The organism is Ruminococcus sp. OM06-36AC (assembly GCF_003438725.1).
GTDB classification, from domain to species: domain Bacteria; phylum Bacillota; class Clostridia; order Oscillospirales; family Ruminococcaceae; genus Ruminococcus_C; species Ruminococcus_C callidus.
Genome location: NZ_QSTT01000001.1, coordinates 155156 through 180527, shown reverse-complemented (window position 1 = coordinate 180527; position 25372 = coordinate 155156). Strand labels below are relative to the sequence as shown.

Annotated in this window: 24 protein-coding genes; 19 read left to right on the top strand and 5 right to left on the bottom strand. The window is 52.2% G+C overall.

What is annotated here, in order from left to right; all coding sequences use genetic code 11:
- Positions 1-4: 4 nt before the first annotated feature.
- From DXB92_RS00825 to DXB92_RS13400, 3 genes are read right to left on the bottom strand one after another with little or no spacing between them, the layout of a single operon-like run.
- Positions 5-289: a DUF1294 domain-containing protein gene (locus tag DXB92_RS00825; RefSeq protein ID WP_117731807.1), complete on the bottom strand. Its 285-nt coding sequence runs from the start codon at positions 287-289 to the stop codon at positions 5-7.
- On the bottom strand, positions 286-804 hold the full coding sequence (locus DXB92_RS00820) for a DUF6106 family protein (protein ID WP_021683632.1): 519 nt from the start codon (positions 802-804) through the stop codon (positions 286-288). The genes DXB92_RS00825 and DXB92_RS00820 overlap by 4 nt, the downstream gene beginning before the upstream one ends.
- A gap of 17 nt (positions 805-821) precedes the next feature.
- The gene (locus DXB92_RS13400) at positions 822-986 is read right to left on the bottom strand and encodes a hypothetical protein (RefSeq protein ID WP_181976833.1); all 165 of its coding nucleotides are present in this window, start codon (positions 984-986) and stop codon (positions 822-824) included.
- A 428-nt stretch (positions 987-1414) separates the two neighbouring features.
- On the opposite strand from DXB92_RS13400, the gene pheS reads away from it, so the two are divergent.
- The 3 genes from pheS to DXB92_RS00805 are packed head-to-tail and all read left to right on the top strand — an operon-like array spanning position 1415 to position 5175.
- On the top strand, positions 1415-2434 hold the full coding sequence (gene pheS / locus DXB92_RS00815) for a phenylalanine--tRNA ligase subunit alpha (RefSeq protein WP_117731805.1): 1020 nt from the start codon (positions 1415-1417) through the stop codon (positions 2432-2434).
- A gap of 17 nt (positions 2435-2451) precedes the next feature.
- Positions 2452-4851 (top strand): phenylalanine--tRNA ligase subunit beta, encoded by a 2400-nt coding sequence (pheT, locus tag DXB92_RS00810; RefSeq protein WP_117731803.1) that lies wholly within the window; start codon positions 2452-2454, stop codon positions 4849-4851.
- Between the two features lie 30 nt (positions 4852-4881).
- A complete protein-coding gene (locus tag DXB92_RS00805; protein ID WP_021680746.1) occupies positions 4882-5175 on the top strand; it encodes a hypothetical protein in 294 nt (97 codons plus the stop codon).
- Positions 5176-5355: 180 nt separating this feature from the next.
- Here DXB92_RS00805 and DXB92_RS00800 read toward each other — a convergent pair whose 3' ends face one another.
- Positions 5356-5631, bottom strand: a complete 276-nt coding sequence (locus DXB92_RS00800) for a hypothetical protein (protein ID WP_021680747.1) — start codon at positions 5629-5631, stop codon at positions 5356-5358.
- Positions 5632-5836: 205 nt separating this feature from the next.
- Here DXB92_RS00800 and DXB92_RS00795 point away from each other — a divergent pair, with 205 nt between their 5' ends.
- The 6 genes from DXB92_RS00795 to DXB92_RS00770 all read left to right on the top strand — a co-directional run bounded on the left by DXB92_RS00795 (position 5837) and on the right by DXB92_RS00770 (position 14243).
- Positions 5837-6253, top strand: coding sequence for a hypothetical protein (locus tag DXB92_RS00795; RefSeq protein ID WP_021680748.1), 417 nt, complete (start codon positions 5837-5839; stop codon positions 6251-6253).
- 546 nt (positions 6254-6799) lie between these two features.
- The gene (locus DXB92_RS00790; RefSeq protein ID WP_187118432.1) at positions 6800-7648 is read left to right on the top strand and encodes an NAD(P)H-hydrate dehydratase; all 849 of its coding nucleotides are present in this window, start codon (positions 6800-6802) and stop codon (positions 7646-7648) included.
- Positions 7649-7728: 80 nt separating this feature from the next.
- A complete protein-coding gene (locus tag DXB92_RS00785; RefSeq protein WP_021680751.1) occupies positions 7729-8292 on the top strand; it encodes a hypothetical protein in 564 nt (187 codons plus the stop codon).
- A gap of 389 nt (positions 8293-8681) precedes the next feature.
- Positions 8682-9878, top strand: coding sequence for a CAP domain-containing protein (locus DXB92_RS00780; protein ID WP_117731799.1), 1197 nt, complete (start codon positions 8682-8684; stop codon positions 9876-9878).
- A 32-nt stretch (positions 9879-9910) separates the two neighbouring features.
- Positions 9911-11869 (top strand): leucine-rich repeat protein, encoded by a 1959-nt coding sequence (locus tag DXB92_RS00775; RefSeq protein WP_117731797.1) that lies wholly within the window; start codon positions 9911-9913, stop codon positions 11867-11869.
- 217 nt (positions 11870-12086) lie between these two features.
- A complete protein-coding gene (locus DXB92_RS00770; RefSeq protein WP_117731796.1) occupies positions 12087-14243 on the top strand; it encodes a leucine-rich repeat protein in 2157 nt (718 codons plus the stop codon).
- Between the two features lie 240 nt (positions 14244-14483).
- Here the strand turns inward: DXB92_RS00770 and glgB are convergent, their stop codons facing one another.
- Positions 14484-16376 (bottom strand): 1,4-alpha-glucan branching protein GlgB, encoded by a 1893-nt coding sequence (gene glgB / locus DXB92_RS00765; RefSeq protein ID WP_117731794.1) that lies wholly within the window; start codon positions 16374-16376, stop codon positions 14484-14486.
- 418 nt (positions 16377-16794) lie between these two features.
- Between glgB and fba the strand changes: the two genes are divergently transcribed.
- The 10 genes from fba to truB all read left to right on the top strand — a co-directional run bounded on the left by fba (position 16795) and on the right by truB (position 25362).
- Positions 16795-17658 carry a class II fructose-1,6-bisphosphate aldolase gene (gene fba, locus DXB92_RS00760; RefSeq protein ID WP_117731792.1) on the top strand — a complete coding sequence of 288 codons (864 nt, stop codon included), beginning with the start codon at positions 16795-16797 and terminating at the stop codon, positions 17656-17658.
- Positions 17659-17706: 48 nt separating this feature from the next.
- Entirely contained in the window at positions 17707-17841 is a 135-nt protein-coding gene (locus DXB92_RS14255; protein WP_276690405.1) for a hypothetical protein, read from the top strand.
- Positions 17842-18133: 292 nt separating this feature from the next.
- On the top strand, positions 18134-18616 hold the full coding sequence (gene rimP / locus DXB92_RS00750; RefSeq protein WP_021680761.1) for a ribosome maturation factor RimP: 483 nt from the start codon (positions 18134-18136) through the stop codon (positions 18614-18616).
- A 23-nt stretch (positions 18617-18639) separates the two neighbouring features.
- Complete coding sequence (gene nusA / locus DXB92_RS00745; protein WP_117731788.1) at positions 18640-19824, top strand: transcription termination factor NusA; 1185 nt, start codon at positions 18640-18642, stop codon at positions 19822-19824.
- Positions 19814-20107 (top strand): YlxR family protein, encoded by a 294-nt coding sequence (locus DXB92_RS00740; RefSeq protein WP_117731786.1) that lies wholly within the window; start codon positions 19814-19816, stop codon positions 20105-20107. The genes nusA and DXB92_RS00740 overlap by 11 nt, the downstream gene beginning before the upstream one ends.
- Positions 20061-20396, top strand: coding sequence for a ribosomal L7Ae/L30e/S12e/Gadd45 family protein (locus tag DXB92_RS00735; RefSeq protein WP_181976832.1), 336 nt, complete (start codon positions 20061-20063; stop codon positions 20394-20396). The genes DXB92_RS00740 and DXB92_RS00735 overlap by 47 nt, the downstream gene beginning before the upstream one ends.
- 140 nt (positions 20397-20536) lie before the next feature.
- Positions 20537-23008, top strand: coding sequence for a translation initiation factor IF-2 (gene infB, locus DXB92_RS00730; RefSeq protein WP_084194311.1), 2472 nt, complete (start codon positions 20537-20539; stop codon positions 23006-23008).
- A gap of 91 nt (positions 23009-23099) precedes the next feature.
- Positions 23100-23480, top strand: coding sequence for a 30S ribosome-binding factor RbfA (rbfA, locus tag DXB92_RS00725; RefSeq protein WP_021680766.1), 381 nt, complete (start codon positions 23100-23102; stop codon positions 23478-23480).
- Positions 23481-23485: 5 nt separating this feature from the next.
- The gene (locus DXB92_RS00720; protein ID WP_187118431.1) at positions 23486-24454 is read left to right on the top strand and encodes a bifunctional oligoribonuclease/PAP phosphatase NrnA; all 969 of its coding nucleotides are present in this window, start codon (positions 23486-23488) and stop codon (positions 24452-24454) included.
- A complete protein-coding gene (gene truB / locus DXB92_RS00715) occupies positions 24439-25362 on the top strand; it encodes a tRNA pseudouridine(55) synthase TruB (RefSeq protein WP_341473027.1) in 924 nt (307 codons plus the stop codon). Before DXB92_RS00720 ends, truB begins: the two co-directional genes overlap by 16 nt.
- The last annotated feature ends 10 nt before the right edge of the window (positions 25363-25372 follow it).

Sequence of the window (25372 nt, the reverse complement as noted above, 5' to 3'; positions counted from 1 at the left end):
CCTCCTAATCTAACATTTGCATCAGATAACCAAAGATGCCCAGCTGAACGATTGCCAGCAGGGGAAAGAAAATGCGGAAATACCAGTGCTTGGTCTTGTGGTGAAAGAAGAACATGCCGATCGTGCCGCCGGTACCGCCGAACAGCAGTGCCGCCAGAAACAATGTCTTTTCCGGCACTCGCCACTGGTGGGTGCGGGCACGCTGCTTGTCTACGCCCATCAGGGCAAATGCCACCAGATTCACCAGCACAAACAGCACCAGAAGCACATAACGGGAAATCGCACTCATTTGGCTGCTCCGTTTCCGGAACGCAGCTGTCGGGGGAGAGCCGCGTTGATCGCTTCCTGCACCGCTTCATTGGGGGTGAAGATGATGCGTGTCGCACCATACTCCTCGGTTTCTAAATCGGCGTAATATTCGCCCTCACCGGTGTTGTCGGAACACAGGACAATGGTGCGGTCAGGATCGTCCGGAACAGCATCTGTCATTTCGCCGTAAGCATCAAACTTGGCAGTGCTGACCGTGATGAGGTGCACCCGCTTGCGGCGTGCAATGATCTTGTCCACGTCCATTTCCCCGTTGGTGACGGCGTATTCATACTCCACGGAAGTACCCGTGATCAGGAAATATGCTCCGTAGATGATTGCACAGGTGATCAGCAGGATAAACGGAATGTGTGTGACAAACACCAGAAAGACCGATGCGACACAAAGCACTACTGCCAGTGCAATGATGCCGGCACGCTTGGCATTGTCACGGGAATCCGGTCGCTTTTTTACCATGTACTCTGCAAAATTATCCATATCTATAAAAACTCCTTTTATGGGAACGCTCCGGCAAAATGTTGCCCTGTTTGTTCCGGTCGCATTCTGAAAGGACGGATTTCAGAAAAATTATCACAGCCTGCTGTAAAAACACCGATGTAATACATTTTTTTGTGCAAGTTGCTGAAAACATTTCTCTTTTTGTCGCGTCCAATTACCATTATACCATACTCCTCAAAAAAATTCAAGAAAAAAATTTCAAAAGGGCTTGATTTTTTTTGTGAAAACAGGTATAATGTGATTTGAAAACACGAAGACGAAGCGAGTAGGCATATTGCGGCGGCAAATTTCAGCGGATTTTCTGAAAGATGTTGCCGGAGAGCCTGCCGGTACAGAGAGCGGGGAGTGCTGAAAACCCGTCCGGCGGCATATGCTGAAGTTCCCTTCCGAGTGGCTGTGCTGAACCGGCTTTCACAGTAGGTGCAGATGTGGTGTTCGCATTAAGGACAGAAGAGTGACGGCTCTTTGAAAATGGGTGGTTTTGAACAAGCGTGAGCCTTGTCCTGTTTTCACAGGACAGGGCTTTTTTGATATGTGTTTCCCATAGAGCCAAATGCCCGCAGAACCTGCGGAAGAAAGGAACGATATTATGAAGGAACAATTGGAAGCAATCCGTGCGGCTGCCAAAAAGGCATTGTCGGACTGTGCGGATTCCAAGGTGCTGGAAACCCTGCGTGTACAGTATCTGGGAAAAAAAGGTGAACTGACCGGTATCCTGAAGCAGATGGGAAAGCTGTCCGCAGAGGAACGTCCGGCAATGGGACAGCTTGCCAATCAGGTGCGTGCAGATATTGAAACGGCACTGGCAGACAAGCAGAAGAAGCTGGCGGAGGCAATGCTGGCACACAAGCTGGAGGCAGAAACACTGGATATTACTCTCCCCGGCAAAAAGCAGAAAGTGGGCAGCATGCACCCGCTGACCATCGTGGAAAACGAGATTCGGGAAATCTTCCTCGGCATGGGCTTTTCTGTGGCAGACGGTCCGGAAGTGGAATACGACTACTACAACTTTGAAGCTCTGAACCTGCCGCCGGATCATCCGGCACGGGATACGCAGGATACCTTCTATATTACAGATAACATTTTGCTCCGTACCCAGACTTCTTCGGTACAGGTACACGTCATGGAAAATCAGAAGCCGCCGATCCGCGTGATCTCTCCGGGACGGGTTTACCGTTCGGACGCAGTGGACGCAACACATTCCCCGCTGTTCCACCAGATCGAGGGACTGGTCGTAGACAAGGGCATCACCATGGCAGATCTCAAGGGTACACTGGAACTGCTGATGCAGCGGCTGTACGGTGATGACTGCAAGATCCGTCTGCGTCCGCATCACTTCCCGTTCACCGAACCCAGTGCAGAAGTTGACGTGATGTGCTTCCAGTGTCACGGCAAGGGCTGCCGCATGTGCAAGGGCGAGGGCTATATCGAACTGCTGGGTGCCGGCATGGTGCACCCGAAAGTGCTGGAGGGCTGCGGCATTGACAGCAGTGTTTATTCCGGCTTTGCGTTCGGTCTGGGTCTGGAACGTATTGCTATGCGTCGTTATAACATCGGTGACATGCGTCTGCTCTATGAGAACGATTATCGGTTCTTGGAACAGTTCTGATCGGGAGGGAGAAAAACATGAATTTATCTTTGAAGTGGCTGGCTGACTACGTGGACTGCGGCGTTTCCGTCAAGGAATTCTGTGCCGGCATGACCATGAGTGGCTCCAAAGTGGAAACATATGAAACAGAGGGCGAAGTTGTCAAGAATGTGATCGTCGGCAAACTGGTGTCCATTACGCCCCACGAAAATTCCGATCACTTACAGGTGTGTCAGGTCGATGTGGGCGGCGACTCTCCGATCCAGATCGTGACCGGTGCCCAGAATATCGTAGAGGGTGCACTGGTGCCGGTGGCAATGATCGGTGCAGAACTGCCCGGCGGTGTCCGTATCAAAAAGGGCAAGCTCCGCGGCGTAGAGAGCAACGGCATGCTGTGCTCTCTGGGCGAACTTGGCCTGACCAAGCATGACTTCCCCTATGCCATTGAAGACGGCATTTTCCTCATCGAGGAGGACTGCACGGTGGGACAGGACATTCACGAGGCAATCGGTCTGAACGATACTTCTGTCGAATTCGAGATCACCTCCAACCGTCCGGACTGCCTGTCGGTAGTTGGTCTGGCAAGAGAAGCTGCCGTGACTTTCGGCAAGCCCCTGAACCTGAAAGCACCGGAATTCCACGGCTCCGCAGACAAGCTTAGCGACAGCCTGTCGGTATCCGTTGAAAATGCTGCACTCTGCCCGCGGTACATTGCCGGCATGGTGAAGAATGTCAAGATCGGTCCCTCTCCCCGCTGGATGCGGGAACGGCTTCGTGCCAGCGGCGTGCGTCCGATCAATAATCTGGTGGACATCACCAACTATGTCATGCTGGAATATGGTCAGCCGATGCACGCGTTCGACCAGCGGTATGTCAAGGACGGCAAGATCGTTGTCCGCAATGCCAAGGACGGCGAAACCATTACCACACTGGACGGACAGGAACGGCAGCTTTCTCCGGAAATGCTGATCATTGCCGATGCAGAAAAGCCCATTGCCGTTGCCGGTGTCATGGGCGGCGAATACAGCGGCATCATGGACGACACCAATACCGTTATCTTTGAGTCGGCTTATTTCGAACCGGTACAGGTTCGCCGGACTGCCAAGAAGCTGGGTATGCGTACCGATGCTTCTGCACGCTATGAAAAGGGACTGGATCCGGACGGCTGCCCGCGTACACTGAAACGGGCAATGGAACTGGTAGAACTGCTGGGTGCCGGCGAACCGGTGGCAGAGTTCATTGAAGTGGACAACCGCACCGCAGAACCGGTGCAGATTCCCTTTGATCCGGATTGGATCAACCGGTTCCTGGGCACGGAAATTTCCCGTGAGGATATGGTCAAGACACTGGAAGCACTGGAGATTCATGTGGACGGCGACGTTTGCATTTCTCCCAGCTTCCGGATCGATCTGGAACGTCCGGCAGATATTGCCGAAGAAGTGGCAAGAATTTACGGCTATAACAATATCCCGTCTACCGTTATTCGCGGTGTGGCAGAAGCACAGCTGACTCCGCAGCAGCAGTTCCTGCGAAAGGCAGAACAGACGATGGTGGGACTGGGCTATTACGGTACACTGACTTATTCGTTCACTTCTCCGAAGTGCTTCGACCGCATTGGTCTGCCGGCAGACAGCAAGCTGCGTCAGACGATCACCATTACCAACCCGCTGGGCGAAGATACCAGTATCATGCGGACGACCACACTGCCCTGCATGCTGGACGTACTGGCAACCAACTATAAGAACCGGAATGCCGCTGTGGCACTGTACGAGATCGGCAAGGAATACCTGCCGACTGGTCCGGACACTTTGCCGGAAGAACCCAACCGCCTGACGATCGGTATGTACGGCGGCGATGCAGACTTCTTTGCACTCAAGGGTGCAGTAGATGCCCTGCTGAAGGAACTGCGTCTGCCGAAGTACACCTATGTGCGTCCGTCGGAAGTGGAAGGCGTTTTTGAGGAGTGCTGTGCACTGCACCCCGGCAGAAGTGCTGTCATTCTCTGCGGAGAAACACCGGTAGGCTACCTGGGCGAACTGCACCCCACAGTGCAGAAGACCTACGGCATCGGCACCAGAACCTATGTGGCAAAACTGCTGGTACAGGAAATGGCTGCAATGGCAGAAACCGAAGTGACCTATCAGCCGCTGCCGAAGTTCCCGGCAATCACCCGTGACCTGAGCCTGCTGTGTGATGATGCACTGCCGGTTGGCAAAATGGAAGAAGCCATTGCACAGGCTGCCGGAAAGCTGCTGGAAGAGGTAACCTTGTTCGACGTATACAAGGGCGACCAGATCGCTGCCAGCAAAAAGAGCGTATCGTTCTCTCTGCGGCTGCGTTCCCACGAGGGCACGCTGACTGACGAACAGGCAGATGCAGCCATGAAGCGGGTACTGAAAGCACTGGCTGCCATGGACGCTGTGCTGCGGGAAGCATAAGAGCAGGGCTTTCTATTTGAGGTGATTTCCATGAAAGAAAAAACGGAAAAACAACCAAAACCGAAAAAGGAAAAGCAGGAGCGTACTCCCAGAGAAGCGACTGCGTTAATGCTGGGACTGGTGGCACTGGGGCTTGCCGTTGTCGGTGTGGCATCGCTGCTCTGGCTGTCCACACTGGTGGCAGCCATTCTGGGCGGCATTGCCGTGCTGACTGGTTTTGCCAGCCTGATGGTGGGAAAAAGCGGAACTCTGCCGGCAATTGTTGCCGCAGTGGCAGGCTTTTTGACCGTACTGTCTGCGATCATTTCTATGAAGATGCAGTAACCTAGGGCGTGTTGACACGAAGTCTGACATGTGCATTTTAGGGCGATTTTTCTTTGTTCGTTGTTGAAAACCCTTATTCGCATATCATGATAGTATCAATATTCCCTGAAACAGGAACATAAAAAAGCGTGCAGAAGTTCAGATACTTCTGCACGCTTTTGCTTTTGTCATCATGTTAACTTAGGATATGCTGCTGGAAATCTGATCCAGAATGCCGCTTCCTGCCAGAATCACCGCATTGACGATCCACATAATGATGCTGATAACAATGCCGATGATACCCAAGATCATGCCGGCTTTCTGTTTGCCGTCGGTGGAACCCTCTTTCTTTGCCATGACTGCCAGAATAATGGCAATGATGCCGCAGATGATACCTGCAAGCGGGATACAAAGTCCCAGCAGGGAAACGATTCCCAGTACCAGAGCCGCAACTGCCTTTCCGTTTTTCTGATTCACGTGTCAATTACCTCCTGTCCCCAAAATTATTTGACAAATCGCACGTAAAAATATGGAAGTGTCAAACAAATTTATTATAGCATAGAAATATGCAAATATCAAGTAAATAAATTATGAATTATAAAACATTGTTCGGGATATTTGCTTTTTCGTGAAATATAGGGTATAATAAAATGGTCGAAAATGAAACAGCAGGAGGTACGGCATGGCATTTGAAATTGAAGCATTGACGGCGGAACAACGGGAACAGTTTGCAGCGAAGCAGATCCCCGATCCGTTATCTCCCGTTTTAGGGATTCTCAAGCCGAGAGAGTGGATCATAGATGCGGGAAAAGATGTGTTTTTGTTTGCAATCGGCGTGCATCGGGATTACCCGAATGAGGAGTTGTTCTTTTTTCACTGGAAAGATCAAGAGATGATTTTGCCGCTGAGAAAGGAAAACCAGCTGCCGAATACGCGAATCTGGAGTTTCCAAACCTCATGGGAAAATCCCTTGAGATACGTACAGGGGAATATCAGATCACAAATACTGGCAGATTTGAAGCAGGCGTTAGAGGTCTACAGAGTAGACGGAACATCTGACCCCAGCAATTTGGCAGTGCAGGTCGTGTGCGATTTTTAGGCGGTGCTGCAAAAGGTGTTTTTGTACACTTGACAATTGTCGCAGCTTATGCTATAATAAACTTGCATTGAAATAATATAATTGCAAGTAATCACCAAAAAAGAAAGCCTCCAGAGTTGCAGCTCCGGAGGCTTTCGCCTTATCTATAAAAAGGCGGAAATAAGTAGGCGTTATAACACACAGAAATTTTTTTGTCAATCCGGCAGAAGTGCTGTCCACGGAAATCAATTTTCATAATAGCCTCCCCTGAAAGGGGAGGGGGACCGCCGTTAGGCGGTGGAGAGGTTTTTTCGTAAAATCTTTTTATGATGTTTTCGGCATAAGTGGGAACCCCTCAGTCAGTGCTATGCACTGCCAGTTCAGCACAAGGCACGCCCTGCGGGTGCCCTTTCAGGGGAGCCTCACTTGTCAAACTTCATAATTTGACACAATTTAAATCAACATATTTTTGAAAATTGATTTCCGTGAGTGCTGTCGGATTCCAGCACATTGCGAAAGGAGCATTCTATGATGCCGCACCAATTGAACTGGCAGGAAATCTGTCAGATGATACCCAAACGAAAAGCCGATGCCCAGAAAGGAGATTTCGGGCGGCTGCTCTGCATTACCGGAAGCCGGAATATGCCCGGAGCCTGCCTGCTTTCCACACAGGCAGCCCTGCGGGGCGGTGCCGGACTGGTGACAGTTGCCACGGCTCCGGAAAATCCCATGCGGCTGGCGGCGGCAGCACCGGAAGCGATGTGGCTGCCGCTGGAAACGGACGAAGCCGGATTTCTCCGCAGCAGCGACCAGAACCGGAAAACGCTGGAAAAGCAGCTTTCCCGTGCCAATGCGGTGCTGCTCGGCTGCGGGCTGGGCGTGACCGAAGAAACCCGTCGGCTGGTGCACTGGGTGCTGGAACAGACGGTGTGTCCGGTGGTGCTGGACGCAGATGGTCTAAACTGTGCGGTTTCCTGCATAGAGTTAAGCAGAAGGACAGGGAAGGACTGGATCCTGACACCGCACCCCGGCGAAATGGCACGGCTGACCGGACGTTCGATTCCGCAGATACAGGAAAACCGTGTGGAAACGGCAACGCAGTTTGCAGCCGCCTATCCGGTGACGCTGGCACTCAAGGGAGCCGGCACACTGGTGGCACAGGGGAGCCGTCTGGCACAGAACCCCACCGGCAATCCGGGCATGAGCCGCGGCGGCAGCGGGGACGTTCTCGCCGGACTGATCGCCGCCTTTGCCACACAGGGGATTCCGTCTTGGGAGGCAGCCTGTGCAGGGGTGTATCTCCACGGCCTTGCCGGAGATGCGGCGGCGGCAGCACTGTCCCAGCAGGCAATGCTGCCGCGGGACTTGCTGGCATATCTGCCGCAGGTGCTGGTCAAGCTGGAACAGGAACGGTGAAATGTATCCGCCCTTTCTCTGCCCAAAATGTGCAACACTGCACAATATTGTCCGAAAGGCTCTGATTGGGAGGAAATTGCATGAAACGAAATTACAGTGCTGTCTTGAGTTTGCTGCTCGCCGGCGGGATCTGCTGTACCGGCTGTGCCAAAGCCGGCGGCGAAGCCACTGCTGCTCAAAAGCTGGGCGGTAGTTTTACCACGGAAATGACCATGACAATGGAGGACTGGACCGCAGCCGGCACGCTGTCCCGCCTGGGTGACGGAGCATGGAGCGTGTCGTTTGCCGAGCCGGCTACGCTTGCCGGTGTGGTGCTGGACTTTTCCGGCGGGGAAGTGACAGCGTCATATAAGGGGCTGGGCTTTTCCGTGCCCCAGTCCGCCATGCCGGCGAAGTCGGTGCTGAGCCAGATGATTCAGGTGGTAGATGAACTGGCACAGCAGGAGGAGATCACCGGCAAGGAGCAGGACGGCTGCGTGTCGGTGGAGGGGGACTTGGAGGGCAATCCCTACACTTTGACACTGACGGAAAACGGGGATTTGTCCGGCTTTACCATGGAAAATTTTGATACCACCCTGACATTTACTCAGTTTCAGTCCGGAGCCGCTGTTGCAACGGAAACCACAACGCTGGAATCACGATAGTTCTGGAAGAAGGTCGCTGTATTGTGAAAACAGTACAGCGACCTTTTTAATTTTCTCACTGCAATTCATGAAATATTTTTATGTGTTGTAAACTACATTCACAGAAATATGGTATGATAAAAGATATAAAATAAAAATATGGAAGAAATCTTCTACAGGCAACACTGAACAAAGCTAGGGCAATACCGCACAAAGAGCGTCTGGCGACTTTGCACGCCATCTGCTTGCAAATTTCCCGTCATATTTCACAAAAATGCTCGTGAATACAGCAAGTATTCACTCCGCTTTTTGTTTCATCTGACGAAAAATTTGACGACGCATCTGTCGCACAATCTTTGTGCGGTATTGCCCTTGTGCGATGTTGCCCATATCAGAAAGGGGTCGTTTTCATGCAAAAGACACGCAAAATTTTTTCTAGACTGACTGCGGCGGTGCTTGCCGGTGCAATGCTGGTTTCCGGCGGGGCAGTTTCCATGACGGTTTCTGCCGCATCTGCAAAGCCGGTTCTGGACACAGATGTTACAGTGCCGTCAGCAGGTAATGTTCTCATCGGAATGGAGGGCACTTATGCCAACGATATACAGGCGGCTCTGAAGCTGGTGAACCAGTACCGCTGGGAGGCTTGCAGCAATGGCTATCCCAATCCGGTGAACGGCAAAAAGCTGACCAAAAACGACTATGTTCCCATGGAGTGGTCTGCCGGACTGGAATATCTGGCACGGATTCGTGCGGCAGAGAGTTCCCAGACGATCGCTCACGAACGCACCAATGGTTCCAATTGTTTTCAGATTCAGACCCCAGGTGGCTACAGTTCCGGCGGTGAATGCCTTGCGTGGTGGAGCTGGGATCTGGATATGACGACCGGTGTGGAATTGTGGTACAACGAAAAGGACGCTTACCTCAACCAGACTGGCGGCGTGACGGGACACTATACCAGTATGATCTCCCCCAGCAACCGCTATGTCGGCATGGGAGCTTTTGGCACCAGTACCGCACAGTACTACAGCACTTCCTGTGCGGAGTTCAGCGGCACCAACAACAGTGAAACGTTCCAGTTCACCTACGGTGATTGTGTCCAGACGCTGGAAGTGCCGGCGAGTGCGGTGACGATTTCCTCTAACCAGAGCAAGTACCTGTATTATGGTGACCGGAAAACCTTGCAGCTGACCGCTTCTTATAATGGGCACAGCGGCTTTCCGGTGGAGTATGCCAAGTGGAGTTCCTCTGCACCCAGCGTGGTGAGCATTGAGGGAAACAATACCGCTGTTGTGAAAGATTACGGCAAGGCAACACTTACCGCAGATCTGGGCGGCAAGACCTACACGCTGAATGTAGAAGTGAAAGACATTGTCAAAGGGGACGTAGAGTGCGACGACACCATTGACAGTTCCGACGTGTTCAGCACGCTGCTGCATGTGGCAAGTGTCGGTGCCGGCGTAGGCGGAACGCTTACTGACGGACAGCTGACCGCCGCAGACATTGACGGCAACGGCACTGTGGATTCTACAGATGTTTATTATTTAATGTATTATGTTGCCCTGAACGGTGCGGGAATTCATAGCTCGTGGGACGATGTGCTGAGATAAGAAAGAATTCCACAGAAAAGGGGAAAATCAACATGAAATGGTGGAAAAAGCTTCTGGTGCTGCTGGTCGCAGGGGTGGTTTGCGGAGCAATCATGCGGGTAATGGCACTGTGGGTATCGAAAAACACCCTGTCGGCATCGGCGGCAGAACAGACTTACGGCGATCTGACCTACGTGCTGCACAACGGAAACGCCGAGATCACTGGCTGTGCGGCAGGCGTGACAGCACTGGAGATTCCGGCAGAAATCGACGGCAGTCCGGTAACGGCGGTCGGGGACAGTGCCTTTCTCAAGCAGCAGAAGTTGCAGACCGTTTCTCTGCCGGACAGCGTTCAGAGCATCGGCTCACAGGCATTTTCCGGCTGTATCAACTTGCAGGAGATCACAGTTCCGGCAGGCACACAGTCTGTCAGCAACTCCGCTTTTTCCGGCTGCACCAATCTGGAAAAGGCAGTGCTGGGGGATAGTGTGGAAACATTGGGGAGCAGCGTGTTCTCCGGCTGTGAAAGTCTGGCAGAGGTACAGCTTTCCGCCAACTTGCAGAAAATGGGCGGCAGCGTTTTCCAGAACTGCACTGCGTTGAAAACGGTTGCCATTCCGGAACAGGTGCAGACACTGGGCGGCTCCACATTTTCCGGCTGTTCCCGTCTGTATCAGGTCACACTGCCGGCAAAGATGACCGAGATCCAAAGCTGTGCCTTTGAGGACTGCCCCAAACTGGAAACGCTCACCCTGCCGGAAAGCCTGACCACGCTCGGCTACGGGGCATTTCAAAACTGTTCCGGTTTGCAGAACATCAGCCTGCCGGAGCAGGTTACAGAAGTCGGCGACTACGCCTTTGCCCACTGCACCGCACTGGAGCAGGCGGCAGTTTCTGGAAACGTGCTGACACTCGGGAAAAACATGTTCTGCGATTGCCGCAGACTTGCCGAAGTGACACTGGCGGAGGGCTTGACGGAACTGGGAAACAGTATGTTTCTGGACTGCGTTTCCCTACAGGCAGTGACCATTCCGGACAGTGTCAGCCAGATCGGGGAGTCCACATTCTCCGGCTGTACAGATTTGCAGCACGTCACGCTTCCTCAAAATCTGAAACAGATCGGCGGCAGTGCTTTCCGGAACTGCTCGTCCCTCACGGCAGTGGCGTTTCCGGAAAAGCTGAAAAGTATCGGCAATGAAGCGTTTTCCGGCTGTTCCGGACTACAGGAGGCACTGCTGCCGGATACGACAGATACACTGGGCTACAGCGTCTTTTATGGCTGTACAAGTCTGGAACGGGTGCGGCTTTCCGATGAAATTACGGAACTGGGGCAGACGGTATTCCGCCAGTGCAAAAAGCTGCCGGAAATCACCCTGCCTAAGAACCTGACCACCATTGGGGAAAGCACCTTTTTCAGCTGTGACGGCTTCACGCGGGTGGAAATCCCCGACGGCACACAGCGAATCGGCTCCAACGCGTTTTCCTACTGCACCAACCTGAAAGAAGTTGTCATTCCCAAAAGCGTGACACAGATCGGCGGAGCATTTGAGAGTTTCGCCGGCTGTGACAGTCTGACCGATGTGTACTATGCCGGCTCGGAGGAGGACTGGAACAAGATTCGGTTCTGCACGACACTGGACAAGATTCTGAAAGTGCGTATCCATTTCAACGGGGAATCGTCCGCGTCCACTACCACGCCGGCAGGAACCACAACTGCCACGGAAACTACCGCGACTACCACAGTCACCACTGCGACAGAACCGGTTGTGCCGTTCATAAAAGGCGACGTTGACGGCGACGGCAAGATCGACAGCAGTGACGTGTTCGCGGCAATGCTCTACGTGGCATACACCGCTGTGGGCAGAGCCGGCAATCTCACCGCTGACCAGATGCAAGCTGCGGACATCGACGAAAGCGGCAGCATTGATTCCACAGACGTGTACTATTTGCTGTACTATATCGCCCTGAATGGTGCGGGTGTCCGCAGTACATGGGCAGATGTGGTGAAATAATGCTTGCATTCGCGAGAGGCAGAAAGCCTGTATTCTTTTTTTCGGAATACAGGCTTTTTTGTGTTTGGAATGTTGTTGCGTTTCACAGTTTATAGAATGTTCTCAAAAAGTTGTTTATTTTTTTTTTTTTTTTTGCGGTATAATAGGAAATGCTAGCATATATAGTGGAAAGATATACGTTCGTATAATGACAGATTTGTGAAAGGAGTAAAAAGCAATGAAAAAAATCAGAACTTTTTTGGCAGCTTTGACGGCTGTGACCATGTGCGTCGGTGCAGTGCCGGTGGCACAGGTGCATCTGCCGCAGGTGACTGTTGTGGCAAGTGCGGAAGATCTCACTTACGATAACCTGACGTATGAAATTGTGAGCGATGAAACGAAAACCGTTACCATTACTGGCTGTGACCAGAATGCAACGACAATCGAGGTGCCCGCGGAAATTGAGGGTGTGCCGGTAACGAAGATTGGGTATCAGGCGTTTCGTTCTTGCTACAATCTGGCGGAAGCAACACTTCCGGATAGCATTGTAACAATGGACGGCAGCGTATTTGACGGAGATAAAAATCTGAGAACAGTCAATCTTCCGGCGAATTTGAAGGAACTGGGAACAGAAACATTTTCTGGTTGCACTAGTTTGAAAGAGGTAACATTGCCGGAACAGCTGGCTTCTCTGCCTTCCGGAACATTTTTGGGTTGTACCTATCTGACAACGGTTTCGATTCCAGAGAGTGTAACAACCTTAGGCAACAGCGTCTTTGAGGAATGTACTAACTTAAAATCTATCACACTTCCCAGCAGCTTGGTAAGTATAGGCAGCTCTGCATTTAAGAATTGTGCAAAACTGAGTGCAATTGTCATTCCGGATAATGTTTCTGTTTTAGAAAATTCAACGTTTTACAATTGCACTGGTCTGAAAGAAGTAACACTGTCGAAAGAGTTGACAACTGTTGGTGAACAGGCATTTCAAAATTGTACTTCTTTGACAGCGGTAGAACTGCCGGACGGTGTGGCAACAATTGGTCGAAAAGCCTTTTCTGATTGCTCTGTGCTTGCAAATGTGACTTTTCCGCAGAGTTTAACAAAGATCTGTGACAACGCATTCAACAATTGCAATAAACTGAATGAAGTGAAATTCCATGATGAATTGGTGACCATTGAAGAGAATGCTTTTTATAGTTGTAAAAGTTTGACAGAAGTGACACTTCCGGATTCTGTGATGACGGTAGAAGACAGTGCCTTTTCGGGCTGCACGGCTTTGGAAAGTGCGACGATTGGAAATGGCGTGCAAAAGATTCCATCTGGAATGTTCAATAATTGCACTAGCCTGAAAGAAGTGACATTGCCGAAAGAAGTGATGGTTGTTGGTGAACAGGCATTTCAAAACTGTGCTGCTTTGACAGCAATAGAACTGCCGGATGGCGTGATGTTAATCGGAGAGGGTGCCTTTTCCGACTGTACTAGTTTGACAGAGATTAATATTCCGGCTGATGTGTCAATAATTGAAGCAAGCACTTTTTCCGGTTGCACCGGTTTGGAAAATGTCACATTTCCGGAAGGATTGACCTATATTAAGGGCAATGCGTTTGGAAACTGCACGAAATTAAAAAATGTGAAATTTCCGGATAGCTTGACGACGATAGAGTACAGGGCATTTCATGATTGCAAATCGCTTACAAAAGTGGTTCTGCCGGAAAATTTAACAGATATAGGCATGGATATTTGGGGTACAAGTACTACATTTGAGAACTGTAGCAGCGTTTATGCGGTTCAGATTCCGAAAAGCCTTCAAAAAATTGCTGCCGGTGCTTTTAACAGCGATATTTCCGATGTTTACTACACAGGTTCGGAAGAAGATTGGAAAAAGATGTCCATTCATAGCAATAATAGTTCTATTCTGAACGCCACTATCCACTACAACTGGAACCCCAACGACCCCATTCCCGACAAGACCGTAACCACCACAGAAACCACAACCGAAACCACCACAACAACGACAACTACCACGACCACGACAAAATCCACCACCGAACAGACGACCAACACCACGACCAACACCACGACCAATACCACAAACACCACCACAGCAACAACCGCAACGACTGCAACCACTACCACAACGGCTCCGGCAGCTGCAAAGGGTGACGCTTCCGGTGACGGCGTGCTCGACACCAACGACGTATTCGAAGCCATGCTCTACGTGGCATACTGCGGTGCAGGCATGTCCGGCAACCTCACCGACGACCAGATCGCCGCTGCCGATATTGACGGTGACGGCTCGGTAGATTCCACCGACGTGTACTATATCCTCTACTACGTTGCCCTGCAGGGTGCAGGCAAGAATCCGACTTGGGACTTCATACTGGGCAGAAAGTAATTCCTAGGAAAACACGGCATAAAGCTTGTGCGTAAGATGCGTCGTCAGATTTTTCGGCAGATTGCATAGAAATTCCGCAGGCAGACTTGGTGCCTGGCAAGGGATTTCTGGGCAATATGACGGAAAATCTGCAAGCAGATTGCGTGCAAAGCCGTCAGGCGGGCTTTATGCAGCGTTTCCCTAATTTTCCTGAAATAAAAAAGCCGCTGTGCATAACGCACGGCGGCTTTTTGTTTCTGTTTATTCAGTGCTTCCTGAAGTTTTCTTCTTGCTGACAGTACGCTTTCTGGCGGCGGGCTTTTTCACAGCCGGCTGCTTTTTCGGCTGGATTCGCAGCATGATGCCGGAGAACGGCGGCAGTTCCAGCGTGAACTGCATGCCGGTGCGGGTAACATCGCCTACAATTGCCTGCTTTCTCTCCTCGGTGCTGCCGTGAAAACGTTTCCAGTCGGTGTGCAGCAGCGGTTTCAGACTGCTGCAGTCCGGCAGGGTAAAGGTGAACGTCTGCGTGGCTTCGTCGGACATGTGCAGCAGAATCAGAATGCGGCTGTCACCGGCACGGCGTTCCATGGCGTAGATGCCCTTGGCTTCCTGATGACAGTCCACCCAGCAGAAGCCGTCCCGTTCGTAGTCGTCCTGATACAGTGCCGGTTCGGTGAGATAGAGCCGGTTCAGTTCCAGCATGTAATGGTAGAATGCATCGTGAATGGGATATTTCAGAATGTCCCAGTCCTGCTGCTGCTCCTCGGTCCACTCCCGCAGCTGCCCCAGTTCGCTGCCCATGAACAGCAGCTTTTTGCCGGGGTGTGCATACATATATAAATAGAGCAGCCGGGCCTGCGGGAATTTCTGTTCGTATTCGCCGAACATCTTCTGCATGATCGTGGCTTTTCCGTGGACGTTTTCGTCATGGGAAAGGGGCAGCAGGTAGTATTCGTTGGGGAAGTACATCATGGAGAAGGTCAGCTTGTGGTAGGTGTCGCTGTCCCGCCGTACCCACGGATACTGCCGGAAGTAGTCCAGCGTGTCGTTCATCCAGCCCATGTCCCACTTATAATCAAAGCCCAGTCCGCCGTATTCTACCGGACAGGTCACGCCCTCATAGTTGGTGGAGTCTTCTGCGATCAGCATGCTGTCCGGGTGCAGCTGGTGCAGTCCCTGATTCATGCGTTTCAGGAACGTGATGCTGGCGGGATTGATGCCGCGGCTGGCATCGCCGCCCCAGTAGATCAGCCGGCTGACTGCGTCCATACGCAGCCCGTCAAAGTGGAAAACAGACAGCCAGTAGTTGGCACAGGACTGGAGAAAACTGCACACTTCGCCGCGGGCGTGGATAAAGTTACAGCTGCCCCATTCGCTGTAGTTGTCCTCTTTCTCCGGATACTCATATAATGTTGTACCGTCATAGTGGTTCAGGGCGTAGCCGTCCACTGCGAAATGCACTGGTACAAAGTCCAGAATCACACCGATTCCCGCCTGATGACAGGTGTCGACCAGCTGCATCAGCTGATGTGCTGTGCCATAGCGGGAAGTGGGGCTGAAAAAGCCGGTGTTCTGGTATCCCCAGGAGCAGTCCGCAGGGTGCTCGCTCAGGGGCATGAATTCGATATAGTTATAGCCTGCCTTTTTGACGTAGTCCACCAGCTTCGGGGCGATCTCCTCATAGGTGTACCAGCCGTTGGGGTTGTTCGGATTGGTTCGCCACGAACCCAGATGCACCTCGTAGATGTTGACCGGTTTCTTCCGGTGACTGCCACGCTGTGCCAGCCATTTCTTGTCGTGGAACGTGTAGCTGGACAGGTCGCGGATAATCGAAGCGTTGTTCGGACGCAGCTCCATGCCGAAGCCATAGGGGTCGCAGTGGTCGATGATGTCGCCGTCGGGATTCTGCGGGGTGATGCGGTACTTGTACATCTGTCCGGCGACGGCTTCCGGTACAGTGAGCTCGTACACGCCGCCGTCGTGGATCCGCTGCATGGGTATCGGCTCCCAGTCGCCGCCCTCCCAGATCAGGTCTACGGCTGCCGCATTGGGAGCAAGGGTGCGGAATACAACGCCCTGTTCTGTCACGTGTGCCCCGAAATACGTGTGGGCATCGAAAGCGTTGCCCAGAAAAAACTGATGAATATCCATAAGGTTGGTTCACTCCTTCGATTGATATATCCATTGAAATTGCATAAGGTTTGCCGTTCCGTTGTAATTTTTTTCTCAAAGTGCATCGAAATCTAGTATTATTATACTAAATCTACATACTGCATTGCAAGCACCAAATCTGCATATAGTGTTGTATTATAGACAAATGTACATATAGTGTTTGCCGGAACTGCACTTTTTGAGAAAAACCGAAAAAAATTTCGGAAAACCATTGCAATCGAACGGAAAATGCGGTATAATAAAAACAGGACAACACCGTGCAAAGCCGATACACGGACTTGTGCGGGGTTGCCGGAACAGATGACCGTTTCTGACAGAGGCGGCTGTAGTTAGGCTGTACGAATCTGTGGATACGGGGAACAACTGTTGCACCAATTTTTTTAGGAGGCACTTATTTATGTTAGTATCGGCAAAGGATATGATGGAGAAGGCTAGAGACGGCAAGTATGCAGTCGGTCAGTTCAACATCAACAATCTGGAATGGACAAAGGCAATCCTGAACACTGCACAGAAGCTGAATTCTCCGGTAATTCTGGGCGTTTCCGGCGGTGCCGGCAAGTACATGACCGGTTTCAAGGTTGTTGCAGATATGGTAAAGGCTATGGACGAATCTCTGGGTATCACCGTTCCGGTTGCTCTGCATCTGGATCACGGCACCTACGATCAGTGCTATGACTGCATCAAGGCTGGCTTTACTTCTATCATGTTCGACGGTTCTCACTTCCCGATCGAAGAAAATCTGGCAAAGACCAAGGAACTGGTTGCAGTTGCTCATAAGCTGGGTCTGTCTATCGAAGCAGAAGTCGGTGCAATCGGCGGCGAAGAAGACGGCGTAATCGGTAGAGGCGAGTGTGCAGATCCGCAGGAATGCAAGACTATCGCTGATCTGGGCGTAGACATTCTGGCTGCTGGTATCGGTAATATCCACGGCGTATATCCGGCAAACTGGGAAGGTCTGAGCTTCGAAACTCTGGAAGCTGTAAAGAAGGCTGTCGGCGACATGCCGCTGGTACTGCACGGCGGTACTGGTATTCCGGACGACCAGATCACAAAGGCAATCTCTCTGGGCGTTGCAAAGATCAATGTAAACACTGAGTGCCAGCTGGTATTCGCAGAAGCTACCAGAAAGTACATCGAAGAAGGCAAGGATCTGAAGGGCAAGGGCTTTGACCCGAGAAAGCTGCTCCTGCCGGGCTACGAAGCAATCATGGCAAAGGTAGAAGAAAAGATGAACCTGTTTGGTTCTGTCAACAAGGCGTAAGAAGCCTGACACACTGCACGAATCTGCAGAGAAAGGAATGTGTTTCTGATGAAAAAGACATTACAGGTAATCCTCGCTGTACTGGAAATCGTCACATATACTCTGGGAATTGTCGTTTGGACAAAGAACCTGATCAATTTGACACATTCTGATGAGAACGAAAGCACAGCTGATGAGGCGTAATGCTTCGAAGAAACCGGTTTGCACCCACCGTGGTGTGAACCGGTTTTTTGTGCACGTATCGGCTTCGGGCAGAAAAAAGACGGATATGATGCGAAAAACGTAAATTTTTTTGGAAAAAAACGTACTTTTTTCTTCAAAAGCCTTGATTTTTTCGTCCGGCAGTGTTATAATAAGTGTAATCATGCAGCAAAAGACCGGAACCCCACCGGTCTTTCGTTTATGTAGGCACTTTTTTCGGCAAAACACACTGCCGGAAAAAGTGTCCAATACGCGGAAAAAAGGAGCAGATGCCATGAAAATGAAGAAGTTCGGCGGAACGGAAAAGGTCGTCTATGACCTCGTAAAGCCGATTGCCGATGAACAGGGATATTCCATCTGGGACGTGAGCTTTGAAAAAGAGGGTGCCTACTGGTACCTGCGGGTTTTCATCGACCACCCCGACGGGATCGACATTGAGGACTGCGAGAAGATGACACGGCCGGTAAATGCGGCAGTGGACGCCGCGGACCCGATCTCGCAGGCATATGTGCTGGAAGTCGGCTCTGCCGGTCTGGAACGGGAACTGAACCAGCCGCAGCACTTTGCAGAAACGCTGGGCATGGAGGTTCGTGCCCGTGCCATTCGCCCGATCAACGGGGAAAAGGAATGGATCGGCATTCTGACCGCGTATGATACAGAACAGATTACCATACAGCCGGAAGAACAGGAAGCACCGGTGACACTGCCGTTGGCAGACCTATCCTATGTGCGGCGGTATGTAACAGTAGAATTTTAACCAACGGAGGCATAACGAAGAAAATGGATAACAGTTTTTTTGACGCACTCTCCCTGCTGGGAAGTGAAAACAACGTAGATATTGCACAGCTGGTGGAAAAAGTAAAGTCTGCCATGCTGAAAGCAGCCAGAAAGGCATATCCGGAGTGTGAGGACAACATCACCGTCGAAATCGATCCGGCAACCAAGAAATTTGAAATGTATGTGCGGCAGACTGTCGTAGACGATGAGCCGATCGATGCCAACGAAGTCAATATCGACGTGGCACGTACCGTAGATCCCAACGCCTATGTAGGCGGCACCATTGACAGACGGCTGGACATCGCCAAGTTCGGCAGAGCCGCTGCACAGTCCGCAAAGCAGTCTATTAAGGGTGACCTGCGGGAGATCAATCGGGAACGGATTCTGGGCGAGTTCGAGTCGCTGGAAAACGACTGCATCACCTGTGAAGTTTCTCGGGTGGAAACCAACGGCACTGCAACGCTGCTGTACCATAAGACAGAGCTGTATCTGTTCCCCAATGAGCAGATTCCGGGCGAAACACTGCGGGAAGGACAGCGTGTCAAGGTCTACATCACCACGATCGCCAACAAGCAGAAGAAGCCGATCATCAAGATCTCCCGTGTCCGCAAGGAACTGGTCAAGCGTCTGTTTGAACTGGAGATTCCGGAAATTTATGACGGCACTGTGGAGATCAAGTCCATCTCCCGTGAAGCCGGCTCCCGCACCAAGGTGGCTGTCTGGTCCAAGGACGAAAACGTGGATGCTATCGGTGCCTGCATCGGTCCGAAGCGTTCCCGTATTTCTGCAATTGTGGCTGAACTGAACGGCGAAAAGATCGACATCATTCCCTACAGCGAAAAGCCGGAGGAATTCATTGCCAAGGCACTGGCACCGGCAACGGTTCTGGATGTGCAGATCCTGAGCGAAGAAGAACGCACCTGCACCGTAAAGGTACCGAACAACCAGCTTTCACTGGCGATCGGCAACAAGGGACAGAATGCCAAGCTGGCTGCCAAGCTGACTGGCTATAAGATCGACATCAAGCCGGAATTCGATGTGCTGACTAAGCACGAGCACGATGCAACACCGGCAGAACAGCCGGAAGCACCGCAGGCAGAACAGCCGGCAGAAGCCGCAGCAGAGACTCCGGCGGAAACAGCAGAAACAGAAGCAAGTGCACCGGAGGCGAACAGCGTTGAAGAGTAAAAAAGTTCCTATGCGGCTTTGTGTGGGCTGCGGCACCATGCAGCCGAAAAAAGACCTGATTCGGGTGCTGAAAAATGCAGAAGGGGAAATCAAGCTGGATTTCACAGGAAAACAATCCGGACGCGGTGCATATTTATGTAAGAATATGGACTGCTTCGCAGCAGCCAAGAAGGGGCACCGCATTGAGCGTTCTTTCGGCTGCCGTGTTTCGGAAGAAGTCTATGAGGAGATGGAACATGCATTACAGACAGAACTGGCAAGGGATTCTGAGCATCTGTCGTAAAGCCGGAAAGCTGGCAATGGGACTGGAGCCCACCAAAGATGCCATGTACTGCGGGACAGTGTCCGGCGTGTTGGTGGCATCAGACGCATCTGCCAAGACGCGGAAAGAAGCGGCGTTTTACTGCGGGCAGGCACAGGTGCCCTGTCTGGAACTGGCATTTACCAAAGCGGACTTTGCCCAGATGATCGGCAGAGGCAGCGGTGTGCTGGCGATCTGTGACGACGGCTTTTTCCGGAAAATGCAGCTGCTGGCGGAACAGGAAAAACAGGAACCACGCGGAGAAGCGTAACAGACTTTCATCATCACATGCGGTGCCGCAGACAGCTGCGGTTCGCCTGTGCTGTGGAGATACATTCGCAGGAGTGGAGTGCCGCGGCGGAGGAACAGCCTACGCCGGACATTCCTTGGAGAAAAGGAGGATTTTCGCCTATGACGAAGAAAGTAAAATTGAGCGACGTTGCACGGGATCTGCAGATCCCGACACAGGAACTGATCGGATTTTATCAGGAACGCGACGAAAAGGGAAATACGAAAAAGGGTGTGACCGGTCTGACACCGGAGGAGATCAATCTGGCACTGGAGTATTATTCCCAGAAAACACAGGTAGACAGTCTGGACGCTTACTTTGCTTCCAAGGATAAGCCGAAGTCGAAGCAGGAAAAGAAGTCCGGTGACAAGAAGCCGGCGGATAAGAAACCGGCAGACAAGAAAAACAGCGACAAGAAGCCGGCAGAGAAAAAGGCAGCAGACAAAAAGCCTGCTGACAAGAAGCCGCAGCCGGAAAAGAAAGCGGAAGAAAAGAAGCCCGCAGCTCCGCAGGCTCAGAAGCACGAAAAGCCCAAGAAGCAGCAGGCAAAGGCACAGAAGCACGGCGAGCGTCTGCACGTTGAAGTGGAAATGGCATCTGCGGACAGCATCACCACCGAAAAACGCCGCACGGTAGACACCAGAGGCTCTTATGTCGATCTGGATAAGTACAACCAGCGGTATGAGCAGATCGCTCCGGCAAGCAAGTATACCAACGACAGATATTCCACCAAGAAGCAGAAGATCAACCAGAAGTCTGCACAGCGGAATAAGCAGCGGTATTCCAGCAAGCGGGAAACCGAACAGGATAAGCTGCGTCGTCTGGAACTGGAACGTGCCAGAAAGCAGCAGCTGCGTGTCCGCATTCCGGACGTAATCACTGTCGGTGAACTGGCAACCCGTCTGAAAGTCACCGCTACCGAAGTCATCAAGAAGCTGATGATGCTGGGCGTTATGGCAACCATTAACGAGGAGATCGATTTCGATACCGCATCTCTGGTGGCAGAGGAACTGGGTGCAAAGGTAGAGCACGAAGTGATCGTGACCATTGAAGACCGTCTGATCGACGAGGACGACGATGCCGAGGATACCGAAGAACGCTGCCCGGTTGTCTGCGTTATGGGTCACGTTGACCACGGTAAGACTTCCATTCTGGACAGAATCCGTAACGCTCACGTTACCGCAGGTGAAGCCGGCGGCATTACCCAGCATATCGGTGCATATCAGGTACGCTATGAGGGCAAGGACATCACATTCCTGGATACACCGGGTCACGAAGCATTCACAGCAATGCGTGCCCGCGGTGCTAATATCACAGATATTGCAATTCTGGTTGTGGCTGCCGATGACGGTATCATGCCGCAGACAGTCGAATCTATCAATCACGCCAAGGCTGCCGGAATCACCGTTATTGTTGCTATCAACAAGATGGATAAGGAAGGTGCGAATCCGGACCGCATCAAGGAAGAACTGACCAAGTACGGCATGGTCTGCGAAGAATGGGGCGGCGACGTGATCTGCGTACCGGTTTCTGCAAAGACCGGCGAGGGCATCGACGATCTGCTGGAAAACATTCTGCTGGTCGCAGAAACCAGCGAACTGAAGGCAAATCCGGATCGCCGTGCAAAGGGTACTGTCGTAGAAGCCCGTCTGGACAAGGGACGCGGACCGATCGCTACCCTGCTGGTACAGAACGGTACCCTGCACGTCGGCGATGTCATTATCGCAGGTACCGCAGTCGGCCGTGTGCGTGTCATGACCAACGATAAGGGGCAGGCAGTGGAATCTGCTGGTCCGTCTGTACCGGTAGAGATCACCGGTCTGGCAGAAGTGCCGGAAGCAGGCGATACGTTCAACGCAGTAGAAGATGAGCGTCTGGCAAGAGAACTGGTAGAACAGCGGAAGCACGAGGCAAAGCAGGCGAAGTTCAACGAGTACCAGAAGGTCACTCTGGATAACCTGTTCAGCCAGATCGAACAGGGCGAAATGAAGGAACTGTCCCTGATCGTCAAGGCGGACGTACAGGGTTCTGTAGAAGCTGTCACCCAGTCGCTGGAAAAGCTGTCCAACGACGAAGTCCGCGTCCGCGTAATTCACGGCGGTGTCGGCGGTATCAAGGAAAGCGACGTTATGCTGGCAAGTGCATCGAATGCGATCATCATCGGATTCAACGTTCGTCCGGATCAGACTGCGGAAGAAATTGCAGCACGGGATAAGGTGGATATTCGCACCTACCGTGTCATCTACGATGCGATCGAAGAAATCGAAACTGCGATGAAGGGCATGCTGGCTCCGAAGTTCCGCGAAGTGGTAATGGGACGTATCGAAGTGCGTCAGGTATACAAGATCTCCAATGTTGGTGCCGTTGCCGGTGCATATGTGCTCAACGGCAAGGTGACCAGACAGTGCGAGATTCGCGTGGTACGTGACGGCATTGTCATTGCGGAAGATAAGATGTCCAGCCTGAAGCGGTTCAAGGACGATGTCAAGGAAGTCGGCGAAAGCTATGAGTGCGGTATCACACTGGAAAAATTCCGCGACTTCAAGGAAGGCGACATCTTCGAAGCATTTATCATGGAAGAATACAGAGATTGACAGAAGGGCAACGCCGCATAAAATTGGTGCGGCATTGCTGTGACATCATGTTGCTGAAAAGAAATGCAACGATAGAAAGGAGCCGTACAGCATGGCAAATTTCAAGGCAAATCGTACCGAGGAAGACATTCTGCGGGAAATGACAGCAATTTTGCGGGAACTGAAGGACCCCCGTATCGATCCGATGCTGACGGTCGTCCGTGCAGAACTCTCCCGCGACCTGTCGGACTGCAAGATCTTCGTTTCCAGTCTGTCCGGCAAGGAAACCGCCAAGGAATCCTGCAAAGGTCTGGACAGTGCCTCCGGCTTTATCCGGCGGGAACTGCTTCGCCGGCTGAAGATCCGGCGGAGTCCGGCACTGCATTTTGTGGCAGACGATTCGATCGCACATAGTGCAGAGATCGACCGCATGCTGCATCATATCCAGCCGCCGGTGGAAGAACCGGAGGAAAGCGGCACGGGAGAGGAGTGAACGGCGTGCAGGAGCTGACATTGGCAAAAACAGCCGCATGGCTACAGCAATGTGAAGATGCTTATATTCTGATCCACCGCAGCCCTGACGGGGACTGCATCGGTGCCGGTTATGCACTGGCAGAAATTTTACAGCAGCTGGGAAAGCGTGTGGCAGTGCTCTGCAACGATGAGATCCCGCCGCGGTATCAGTTCATGCTGCCGGAACAGCCCGCAGCAGCGGACTTTCCGCCGAAGTGCATTATTGCGGTAGATGTGGCAGATGCCAAGCTGCTGGGCAGCAGGATACAGGAACAGTATGGCAGCCGTGTAGATCTCTGCATTGACCACCACGTATCCAACGTGCCCTACGCCAAGGCAAGACTGCTGGACGGTACAGCTTCGGCGGTGTGTGAAATCCTCTACCGCCTGTGCCGCGTGCTGCCGGTTCAGATAACGGACAGCATTGCAGTGTGCCTGTATACCGGCATGGCAACGGATACCGGCTGTTTTCAGTATGATAACGCCGGTCCGGAAACCCACCGTGCGGTGGCGGCATTGATGGAAATATGCCCCGATGTGCGGTATGCGTGGATCAACCGGAAAATGTTTGCAGTCAAGAGCTTTGGCAGATTGCAGCTGGATAAACTGCTGATCGATCATCTGGAATGTTATCTGGACGGCAAGTGTGTCCTGATCTGTGTGTCACAGGAATTCCTGAAAAAATTCCACGTGGACGAAGCAGAACTGGAAGGCGTTGCCGGATTCCCGCTACAGGTAGAGGGTGCAGAGATCGGCATCACCATGAAGGAAAAAGAAGCCGGAAAATTCCGGATCTCCATGCGTTCGGCAGATCAGATCAATGTATCTGCGATCTGTCAGCGGCTGGGCGGCGGCGGTCATGTAAAGGCTGCCGGCTGTCAGGTAGAGGGTACCGCAGATGAGGTACGCCGCATTTTGCTGGACGCAGTAAAGGAAGAATGGGGGAAGGCATGAGTCAGGAAACAATGCAGGGGGTTCTCTGCATGCAAAAACCCGCGGAGTTCACATCGTTTGATGTCATCGGCAAGCTGCGTGGCATTCTGCATATGCGGCGGCTGGGACATACCGGAACGCTGGATCCTATGGCAACCGGTGTGCTGCCGGTGCTGGTGGGAAAGGCAGCCCGTGCCTGTGACATTCTGCCCGATCAATCAAAAATGTATCGTGCTACGGTACAGTTCGGCTGGGAAACCGACACAGAAGATGTCTGGGGCACCCGCACGGCTGTCTATCCGGAAATGCACGTGACAAAAGAGGCACTGGACGCAGTGCTCCCGCAGTTTGTGGGAGCAATCCAGCAGGTGCCGCCTATGTATTCCGCGGTTTCTGTGGAGGGAACACGTCTGTACGAACTGGCAAGACGGGGCGTTGTGATCGAACGTCCGGCACGGACAGTACAGGTGGATTCCATTGTGCTGGAAGCATGGGACGAAGACAAGCAGACCGCGGAACTGTCTGTTGCCTGCGGCAAGGGCACCTATATCCGCACACTGCTCTGCGACATCGGAAAAGCACTGGGCGGCGGTGCCGTGATGACGGCACTGTGCCGGACAAAGGCAAGCGGCTTTACGCTGGAACAGTGCTATACATTTGAGCAGGTGACGGAGTTTTGCCGGCGGGGAACGCTGGCGGAACATCTCATTCCCACAGACCGTCTGTTTGCGTCACTGCCGGAGCTGCATCTGACAGAACAGCAGTCCACCCTGTACGGCAACGGTGTCAAGCTGGCACTGAGCCGTGTGGAGGGCGTTCTGCCGGAGCAGGATTTGTACCGCGTTTACGGTGCAGACGGCAGCTTCTTCGGAACTGCACAGGCAGACCGGAATGCGGACGAACTGCGTGTGGGAAAGAATCTGAAATAGAAAGGCGGAA